This window comes from Kitasatospora sp. NPDC001225 (assembly GCF_053597855.1).
Genome location: NZ_JBSFJC010000217.1, coordinates 1 through 8,931, shown reverse-complemented (window position 1 = coordinate 8,931; position 8,931 = coordinate 1). Strand labels below are relative to the sequence as shown.

The 8,931-nt window shown below is 76.8% G+C and carries 7 protein-coding genes and 1 pseudogene; 5 read left to right on the top strand and 3 right to left on the bottom strand.

Annotated features, from left to right (window positions below; all coding sequences use genetic code 11):
• Window positions 1-381: 381 nt before the first annotated feature.
• From ACWDCZ_RS37385 to ACWDCZ_RS37375, 3 genes and pseudogenes are all read left to right on the top strand, one after another.
• Entirely contained in the window at window positions 382-1,215 is an 834-nt protein-coding gene (locus ACWDCZ_RS37385; RefSeq protein WP_449818252.1) for an arylamine N-acetyltransferase family protein, read from the top strand.
• 156 nt (window positions 1,216-1,371) lie between these two features.
• Window positions 1,372-1,647, top strand: a pseudogene (locus tag ACWDCZ_RS37380) (LD-carboxypeptidase); the annotation flags it as partial.
• Window positions 1,648-1,718: 71 nt separating this feature from the next.
• A complete protein-coding gene (locus ACWDCZ_RS37375) occupies window positions 1,719-2,381 on the top strand; it encodes an LD-carboxypeptidase (RefSeq protein WP_449818251.1) in 663 nt (220 codons plus the stop codon).
• A gap of 29 nt (window positions 2,382-2,410) precedes the next feature.
• Here ACWDCZ_RS37375 and ACWDCZ_RS37370 read toward each other — a convergent pair whose 3' ends face one another.
• Both ACWDCZ_RS37370 and ACWDCZ_RS37365 read right to left on the bottom strand, forming a co-directional pair.
• Window positions 2,411-2,830 (bottom strand): helix-turn-helix domain-containing protein, encoded by a 420-nt coding sequence (locus ACWDCZ_RS37370; protein ID WP_380779224.1) that lies wholly within the window; start codon window positions 2,828-2,830, stop codon window positions 2,411-2,413.
• Window positions 2,831-2,914: 84 nt separating this feature from the next.
• Window positions 2,915-3,421: an AAA family ATPase gene (locus ACWDCZ_RS37365; RefSeq protein ID WP_375876353.1), complete on the bottom strand. Its 507-nt coding sequence runs from the start codon at window positions 3,419-3,421 to the stop codon at window positions 2,915-2,917.
• A 267-nt stretch (window positions 3,422-3,688) separates the two neighbouring features.
• Between ACWDCZ_RS37365 and ACWDCZ_RS37360 the strand changes: the two genes are divergently transcribed.
• Window positions 3,689-4,741, top strand: coding sequence for a DUF4190 domain-containing protein (locus ACWDCZ_RS37360; protein ID WP_449818250.1), 1,053 nt, complete (start codon window positions 3,689-3,691; stop codon window positions 4,739-4,741).
• A 144-nt stretch (window positions 4,742-4,885) separates the two neighbouring features.
• A complete protein-coding gene (locus ACWDCZ_RS37355; protein WP_074005396.1) occupies window positions 4,886-5,113 on the top strand; it encodes a hypothetical protein in 228 nt (75 codons plus the stop codon).
• A 51-nt stretch (window positions 5,114-5,164) separates the two neighbouring features.
• Here ACWDCZ_RS37355 and ACWDCZ_RS37350 read toward each other — a convergent pair whose 3' ends face one another.
• Window positions 5,165-8,851 carry an amino acid adenylation domain-containing protein gene (locus ACWDCZ_RS37350; protein WP_449818249.1) on the bottom strand — a complete coding sequence of 1,229 codons (3,687 nt, stop codon included), beginning with the start codon at window positions 8,849-8,851 and terminating at the stop codon, window positions 5,165-5,167.
• Between the last annotated feature and the right edge of the window lie 80 nt (window positions 8,852-8,931).

Below are 8,931 nucleotides of genomic sequence, written 5' to 3'. Positions count from 1 at the left end.
CGCCCCGGAGGGGGGCCGGCGCGGGGGCCCTGGCGGGGGGGGGGGCCCGGGCCCGGCCGCCCCCGCCCCCGGCCCCCCGCGGCGGCCAGGGCGCCCCGCCGGGCCCGCCGCCCCGCGCCGCCCGTGTCCGCGCCGCCCGTGTCCGCGCCGTTCGCGCTCGCGCCGTTCGCCCCGGTGGCCGTGCCCCTCGCCGTGCTCGTCGTCATCGCGGTGTCCTCCGTACGTCCTGCGGTCGGTGTGGGCACGACTCTGCCGGGCGCCCGTCAGCCGTTCGGCAGAGTGACGGCAAAGGCGTGTAAGAACCCCGGGCGCGCGGGAACCCGGGGGCGTAGGACCAAAAGCCGATGGCCCCGCGCCCGGCCTCCCGGGTGGAATGGCCCGATGGATCACGTGCCACACCCCGAGCAGCCGTCCGACGGCCCCGCCCACGGCCTCACCGCCGCCCAGCGGGACGCCTACCTCGACCGCATCGGCCTGCCCGACCCCGGCGCGCCCTCCCCGCGCGCGCTCGCCCGGCTCCAGCTCGCGCACCTGCGCACCGTCCCGTTCGAGAACCTGGACATCCACCTCGGCGAGAGCATCGTCCTCGACCCCGCCGCCCTGCTGGCCAAGGTCGTCACCCGCCGCCGCGGCGGCTTCTGCTACGAACTCAACGGCGCCTTCGCGCAGTTGCTCACCTCGCTCGGCTACCGGGTCGGCCTGCTCGCCGCCCGCGTCTTCGACGGCGAACGACTCGGCCCGCCCTTCGACCACCTCGCCCTGCGGGTGGACCTCGACGAACCGTGGCTGGCCGACGTCGGCTTCGGCCGCTTCAGCCACCACCCGCTGCGCCTCGACGAGCGCGGCGAACAGGCCGACGCCGAGGGCGCGTTCACCCTCACCCCGACCGGCACGGACGGCGACCTGGACGTCCTACGGGACGGCACGCCCCAGTACCGCCTGGGCGCGCGCCCGTACGAACTCGCCGACTTCGCCCCGACCTGCCGGTGGCAGACCACCTCACCGGACTCCCACTTCACCCGCTCCACGACCTGCACACTGCTCACCGCGGACGGCGGCCGGGCGACCCTCAGCGGCAACCGCCTCATCACCACCACCCCGGCCGGCGAACGCACCGAACGGACCCTCACCGACGACGAGGCCCTCGCCGCCTACCGCACCCGCTTCGGCATCACCCTGGACCGCCTGCCGAGCCTGCCGGCCCTCCCCGGCTGAGCGCCCGGCGACCGCCCGCCCGGGCGAAAACCGGTTGCCGCCGCGGAGGCCGACGGCGAGACTGCGGTCCGACCCGCCCGGCCGGTGCGGCCGCCGGGGGTGTCCCGCCCGTCCGGCCCGGCCGGATCCGCCCACCTGCGAAACCGGGGTCGCCCCATGCCCACCGAGCCGACCGCCCTGCTCCACCCGCGTGCCCTGCGCCCCGGCGACCTGGTGGCGGTGGCCGCGCCGTCCGGTCCGCTGGACGAGGCGGACCGGCCCCTCCTGGCCCGCGGCACGGCCGTGCTGGAGGAACTCGGCTTCCGGGTACGGGTGTGCCCGTCGGTCGCCGAGGGTCGCCGGCACTGGTGGGCCGCGGGCCGTCCCGTCGAGCAGGCGGCGGAGTTCAACGCGCTGCTGCGCGACCCCGAGGTGCGGGCGATCGTCGCGCACACCGGCGGGCAGGCGGTGACGGGCTGGCTGGACCTGTTGGACCTGGACGCCGTACGGGTGACCCGAAGCCGGTGCTGGGCTGCAGCGACGTCTCCCAGCTGCTGCTGGCCCTGCACGCCCGCACCGGACTGGTCGGCGTGCACGCCGACATGGCCACCTACGGCTTCGGCGAGTGGAGCGGGCGCTTCGCGGACGGGCCCGAGGAGGACGGCGCGCACCGGGCGCTGCGCGAGGCGTACCTACGGGTGCTCACCGTGCCGGCCCCGCCCGGGCCGCTGCCGGCGCTCTCCCCGTGGCAGTGCTGGCGCGACGGCCGCGCCCGGGGCCCGCTGGTCGGCGGCCTGCTCAACCGGCTCGTCGCCCTCCAGGCCACCCCGTACGCCGTCCCCGCGCGGTCCTTCGACGGCGCGGTGCTCTTCTGGGAGGAGGTGGACCGGCCGCTGTCCGCGGTCTGGAAGGACCTGCACGTGCTGCGGCTGTCCGGCGTCCTGGACCGGATCGCGGCGATGGTGGTCGGCACCCCGCACCGGGTCGGCTCCGACGGGCCCGCCGGCGCGGGAGAGCCGTCGCTGCGCGAGGTGGTCCTGGACGTGCTCGGCGACCGCCCGCTGCCCGTCCTCGCCGGCGTGGACTTCGGCCACGCCGGCCCCAACCTCCCGCTGCCCCTCGGCGTGCGGGCCGAGGCCGACGCCACCGCCCGCACCCTCACCCTGCTCACCCCGGCGGTCTCCTGACCCCCCGCCGGGGCCGGCCGCCGCAGCGGTCAGGCGACGAGGCAGAGCCCGTCGTACCGGCCCGTGGACGGGGCGCGGCCCCGGCCCGTGCGGCTCGGGACGGCGGCGTAGCGGGCCAGCTCGTCCTGGGCGAGCGAGAGCAGGTCGCCGAGGCCGAGGCCCAGCGCCCGGGCGGCGGCCGCGAGCACCTCGGAGGAGGCCTCCTTGCGTCCGCGCTCCAGCTCCGACAGGTACGGCATCGAGATCCGGGCCGCCTCCGCGACGTCCTTCAACGTGCGTTCCTGGGCGAGCCGTTCGCGCCGCAGCACGTCGCCGACGACGTCGCGCCACAGCGGCTCCCGCCGTACGGGCGCCGTCTGCGGGGGACGGGACGGCCCGCCGGACGCGGGCGGCTGCGCCTGCGGGCGCAGGGGGATGACGCGGGCTTCGTTCGGCGCATGGGTGCTCACCCCTCACACCCTAGGTACTTGACGCCCCGGGGGAAGAGCACGGGGTTCCGCCCTGGGTGAAGCCCGCGCGCCGGCCGCGGCCCCTCAGGGCCGGGGCGTCCAACCGGCCGGGGCGAGGCCGGTGTCGGCGAGGATCCGCCCGACCGTCTCCTCCAGGCCGCTGTGCCGGCCGACGACCCGTTCGAGACCGTCGGGGAGCAGGTCGTGGGGCCGGTACCAGTCGGCCATGTCCTCGGGGGAGAACTCGGCGGCCTGGGGGCGGGTGGCGTGCCGGCGCACGGTCTCGTCGAAGTCCACGTCGAGGTAGTACAGGAAGCTGCGGCCCCGGTGGTCGGCGACGAGCCGGGCCAGCATCGGCCCGTAGCGCTCGGCGGCGAGGATGCCCTCGACGACCGTGTGGAAGCCGTGGTCGAGGGCGTGCCTCGCGACCAGGTCGATCAGCCCGATGTTCGCCCCGCCCGGGACGTCCCGCTCCCGCAGCACGGTACGCCGCAGCAGGTCCTGCCCGACGACGGCGAGGCCCCGCCCGTACGCGGCCCGCAGCCGAGCGGCGACGCTGGACTTCCCGGCGCCGCTCGGACCCCGCACCACGACCAACACGCTCTCCGGACCGCCCGTCACACCGCGACCGTCCCCGCGCCGCGCCCCGCCCACACCACCGGGCGCCCACCGGGTACCCGGGGGGAGGCCGCGGCCCGGCACTGTATATGTTGATCACTCGCCGGTCCGGCCGGCGTCCCGTCCCAGGGGGTGACGCGTGGGGCCGGGTCGCTGCCGTCGGGGAGCCGGGCAGGAGGCCCCCGACCCGGGGCCGAGCAGCGGCCCGCCCGACATCCCACCGTTCCCGAAGGATTCCGCATGACCGTTCCCGTCCCGCCCGACAGCAGCCCGCGGCCTGCCGAGGAGCCGGCCGCCGCCGACCCGTGGGCGCCGCCGGGCCAGGGCCGGGACGCGGCCCCCACGGTCCCCGCCCCCGGCTTCGGCCCCGCCCCCGCCGCGGGCCCCGGGCAGATACCGGGTCAGGCCCCCGGCCAGGCACCCGGCGCCCCGTACTGGCCGCCCTACGCGATGCCGGCGCCCGCGCCGCAGCCCCGCAACGGCCTGGGCATCGCGGCCATGGTGCTCGGGATCGTCGGCGTCGTGCTCGGCCTGACCATCATCCTGTTCTGGCTGTCCTGGCTGCCCGCCCTGCTGGCCGTGGTCTTCGGCGTGATCGCCCTGGGCCACGTGCGCAAGGGCCTGGCGGCCAACCGGGCGATGGCCCTGGCGGGCGTGATCCTGGGCGTCACCGGTCTGCTGGTCTCGGTCGGCACCGGCGTGTTCGTCGTGAACCGGGTGCAGGAGGTCCACCGGGAGCAGAAGGCGCAGGCGGAGGCCGCGCGCATCCGCTTCGAGACCGCGACCAAGGCCGCCGAGGAGCGGGCGGCCAAGGAGAAGGCGCGGATCGAGGCCGAGCGCCAGCGGCTCGCGGCCGAGCAGGAGAAGCGGGCCGCGGACGAGCGGGCCCGGCGCCTGTCGTTCGGCCAGTCCTACACCTACCCGGACGGGCTGAAGGTGACGATGGCCGCGCCGGAGCCGTACGTCCCGCGCGGGGGCGTGGGCGAGACCCCCAAGGACGCCACGATCGTCCAGGTGAGGATCACCGTCGTCAACACCGGGCCCGCGGAGGTCTCGCTCCTCGGTTCGGGGCTGCCCACCGTCCGGGACGCCAAGGGCAACCTCGTCTTCACCCAGATCGACGGCAGCGGACGGATGAAGATCCTCACCAAGTCCCTGGCCCCGGGCGAGGAGGCCATCGGGCTGACCGCGTACGCCCTGCCGGCCGGCGCGGGCGACCCGTTCTCCGTCCGGTTCGACCACACCATGGGCACGGAGTACAAGGACGTCATCTGGACCGGCCCGGCCGGCTGACCCTCGACCGGCCCCCACCGCCCGAGGCCGCCCGACCGCCCCCGCAGCAACTCTGACGCCACGTCACGAATCGGCAACCGAGGCCCCGTCTCGGTCACCACCGCCGTCGCCGGCATCCGCAACCAGACCACGGACAAGGTGGCGATGCCCTCGACGGACGACGTCACCGAGGGCTGGAGGCGGATGCACGGCAGCAACCGGGTCAACGGCGCGAGCGGCTGGATCTGCCTCGACCCGCAGGGCAACGCCTACAACAAGGCCGTGCCCGTCGTCGAACTCGACCCGAAGATCAAGAACGCCGTCCTGGTCGGCCTCGCCTGGCCCCTCGGCCACGCCCCCGACGCGACCTGCCCGATCGGCAGCGACGGCTGACCCCCCGGGCAGGGGCCGCGCCCACCGGGGCCGCGACCCCTGCCCGCCGCCTCAGCCGCCGTCCTTCTCGCCGTCCCCGCCGCCGAAGGCGGACTCGAACTCGTCGATGTCCTCCTGGCCCAGCGAGATCAGCGAGAAGTCCGACGGGGTGTGGCCGCCGGAGCCCTCGTCGGCGTGCCGCACCAGGCCCTCCAGCACCGCCCGCCAGCGCTCGGCGAGGTCCGCCAGTTCCGCCCCGCCGAGCAGCCCGGCCGGCGACTCCAGGACGAAGGACAGCTCGGGGCCCTCGGGCAGGTCCCGCGCCCGGCCGTTGATCTCCAGCACGTGCCGCAGCGGCATCGCCGGGTCGACACCGCCGGGCATCACGTGCTCGCCCGCCGACGTCCACGGCCGCCCACCGGCCGCGGAGCCCACCCCGGTGTCCGCGTCCGCGGAGCCCGCCTCCTCACCGGAACCGCCGAACCGGCCCAGGTAGTTGAACCCGATCTGCGGCGCCGCCAACGGCGCGAGCACCGACCGCGTGGCCGGGTTCGCGTACCTCAGCAGCCCGTACCCCAGACCGTCGCCCGGCCGCTGCCGCAACTGCTCCTTGACCCGCTTGATCAGCCGCGCCACGTCCTCCCCGCCCGCCCGGACCTCGGCCGGGTCGATCGGCCCGGTCTCCAGCCACACCGGGTGGACGGCGGTGAACCAGCCGAGCGTGCGCGTCAGGTCCATGTCCTCCGACAGCGGCACCCGGCCGTGCGCCTCCCGGTCGACCAGGAACCCCTCCGGCACCGGCCTGCCCCGGGCGCGCAGCCACTCGCCGAGCGCCGCGGCCAGACCGGACAGCAGCACGTCGTCCACGCCCGCGTGGAAGGCGGCGGGCAGGGCCGCCAGCAGCGGCCCCGCGGTGCGCGCCGGGACGGTCAGCTCGGCGCGCGAGCGGCCGCCGCCCGCGGTGTCCACGCGCGGGTCGAGCGGCCGGTCGGCGAGCGGGTCCTCGACCCGGTCCACCACCCGCCGCCAGTCCGGCAGTTCGTCCACCGTCCGCTGCGCCCGGGCCCGCTCCGCCAGGGCGACCGCCCAGCGGCGGAACGACGTCGCCTCGGCGGCGACCGCCGCCCCGGCCGCGTCCGCGCCGCCGGCGGCCAGGGCCGCGTGGGCCAGGGCCAGGTCGGGCACCAGCACCCGCCAGGAGACGCCGTCGATCACCAGGTGGTGGGCCGTCAGCAGCACCAGGCCGCCGCGCCCGGCGCCGCGCTCCAGGAGCACGGCGCGCAGCATCACGCCGTCGCGCGGCGCGAGCGCGGCCTCGGCGGCGGTGGCCTGCTCGTCGACCAGCGCGTCCAGCCGCTCCCCGTCGAGGCCGGCCGCGTCCACCCGGCTCACCAGGTCCGCCGCGGCGACCGCCCAGGACGTGCCCGGCTCGGGCACCACCAGCTGCTCCTCGTCCTCCTCCAGCCGCGCCCGCAGCACCTCGTGCCGGTCGAGGACCGCCTGCAGCGCGTCCGCCAGCTGCCCGGTCGTCAGGCCGGGCGGCGCGGTCAGCAGCATCGCCTGGCTGCCCGCGCGGGCCACCGAGCCCGCCCGCCGCGCGACCTCGCGCATCACCGGGGTCAGCGGGACCGGGCCGTAGGGGACGTCCTCGGCGTGCTGCGCCTTCGTCCCGTCGACCGGCCCGGCCACCCGCGCGAGCTCCGCGGGCGTGCACAGCTCGAAGACCTGGCGCGGCGAGATCGCCAGACCGGCCTTGCCGGCCCGCCCGGCCAGCAGCATCGAGGTGATCGAGTCGCCGCCGAGGACGAAGAAGTCGTCCTCCGGGCCGACCTGTTCGAGGTTCAGCACCTCGGCGAACAGCCGGCACAGCAGCTCCTCCGCGTCGGTGGCCGCCTCGCGTCCGGCCGCCCGGCCGGCGAAGACGGGCCGGGGCAGGGCGGCCCGGTCGAGCTTGCCGTTCGCCGTCACGGGCAGTGCCCCGAGGACGGTCACCGAGGCCGGGACCAGGTACTCGGGCAGCTTCCCGGCGAGGTGCTCCCGCAGCGCCTCCGGGTCGAGGGCGGACTCGTCGCCGCCGGCCGGCACGGCGTAGCCGGCCAGCCGCTTGTGGCCGTCCTCGTCCTCGACCGCGACGACGAGCGCCTGGGCGACGCCGGGGTGCGCGGCGAGCACGGCCTCGATCTCGGCCGGCTCGACGCGGAAGCCGCGGATCTTGAGCTGCTCGTCGGCGCGGCCGAGGAAGAGCAGCTGCCCGTCCGGGGTCCACTGCGCCAGGTCGCCGGTGCGGTACATCCGGGCGCCCTCGGGTTCGTCCTCGGCGGGGAAGGGGCAGGCCACGAAGCGCTCCGCGGTGAGTGAGGGACGGCCGAGGTAGCCGCGGGCCAGTCCGGCCCCGGCGAGGTAGAGCTCGCCGGTCATGCCGACCGGTACGGGCCGCAGGAAGGCGTCCAGGACGAACACCCTGGTGTTGTCCATCGGCCGCCCCAGCGGCACGGTGTCGGGCACCGCGTCCGGGTCGGTGAAGGGCAGCTGGGTGGTGAAGGCGGTGGTCTCGGTGGGGCCGTAGGTGGTGCGCACCACCATGCCGGGGTGGGAGCGCAGCAGGGTCCGTACGGCGTTCGCGGAGACGACGTCGCCGCCGGTGGAGACCTCGCGCACGCCGCCGAAGATGTGCGGCGCCTGCTCGGCGAGCACCCGGAAGTGCCCGGCCGTGGCGTGCACGTTGGTGACCTGCTGGGCCGCGATCAGCCGGCCGCGTTCGACGGTGTCGATGTCCCCGGGGGGCACCAGCACCAGCCGGCCGCCGTGCAGCAGCGTCGTCCAGATCTCGTAGGTGGAGGCGTCGAAGGCGTGGTTGGCCTGCACCAGCACCCGCTCCAGGGCCCCGCTGGACCAGCACTCGTCGAGGCAGAACGCGAGGACGCTGCCGTAGGTCACCGCGACGCCCTTCGGCAGGCCGGTGGACCCGGAGGTGTAGATGACGTACATGAGGTTCTCCGGCCGGACCGGCACCGGCGGGAAGGCCCCGGCCTCCGCGTCCGCGTCCGTCTCCTCGGCGGGCTCCGCCGCCAGGCGCAGCACCTCGGCGGGGGCGAACAGTCCGGCGTCGGCCAGGCCCCGCCCGGCGTTGGGCGCGTCCACCAGCACGACGGCCGGGCCCGCCTGCGCGGCCACCGCGCGGAGCCGCCCGGCCGGGTGCCGGCCGTCCATCGGCAGGTACGCCGCGCCGGCCTTCACCACCGCCAGCAGCGCGGTGATCAGTTCGGGCGAGCGCTCGGCCACCACGCCCACCAGGGTCTCGGGGCCCACGCCGAGCCCGGCCAGCCGGTGCGCCAGGCGGTTCGCCCGCCGGTCCAGCGCGGCGTAGGTCAGCTCGGTGTCCCCGGCGACCACGGCCACCGCCGCGGGGGTGCGGCGCACCTGCCGCTCGAAGAGCTCGGCGAGGGTCGCCTCGGGCAGCTCGCGGCGGGTCCGGTTCCCGGAGCCGTCCAGGTCCCGCCGCTCCTCGCCGGTCAGCACGTCGAGCCGGCCCAGGGGCACGTCCGGGTCGGCCGCGACCTGGCGCAGCACCAGCGTCATCCGGTCGACGAGGCCGCGGGCGGTGCGCTCGTCGAACAGGTCGGGCCGGTAGTCCAGCCGGATCTCGGTGTCGTCGGCCGGCGTGACGACGACGGTCAGCGGGTAGTGGGCGGCCTCCTCGCCGCCGCCGGCCGAGACCCGCACCCCGGTGGGGCCGCGCCGGGAGACCCAGGCGGGCATCGGCGGCGGCTTCCGGATCGTGGTGACACTGCCGTACTGAGCCCGACCCGTTCCCGGGTGCCGGACTCATCCGCAGGGAT

Excerpts from the sequence above, each read along its gene's own strand:
- ACWDCZ_RS37385 (WP_449818252.1), top strand. The coding sequence starts at position 382 with ATGGATCACGTGCCACACCCCGAGCAGCCGTCCGACGGCCCCGCCCAC.
- ACWDCZ_RS37360 (WP_449818250.1), top strand. The coding sequence starts at position 3,689 with ATGACCGTTCCCGTCCCGCCCGACAGCAGCCCGCGGCCTGCCGAGGAG.
- ACWDCZ_RS37355 (WP_074005396.1), top strand. The coding sequence starts at position 4,886 with ATGCCCTCGACGGACGACGTCACCGAGGGCTGGAGGCGGATGCACGGC.
- ACWDCZ_RS37350 (WP_449818249.1), bottom strand. The coding sequence starts at position 8,851 with ATGCCCGCCTGGGTCTCCCGGCGCGGCCCCACCGGGGTGCGGGTCTCG.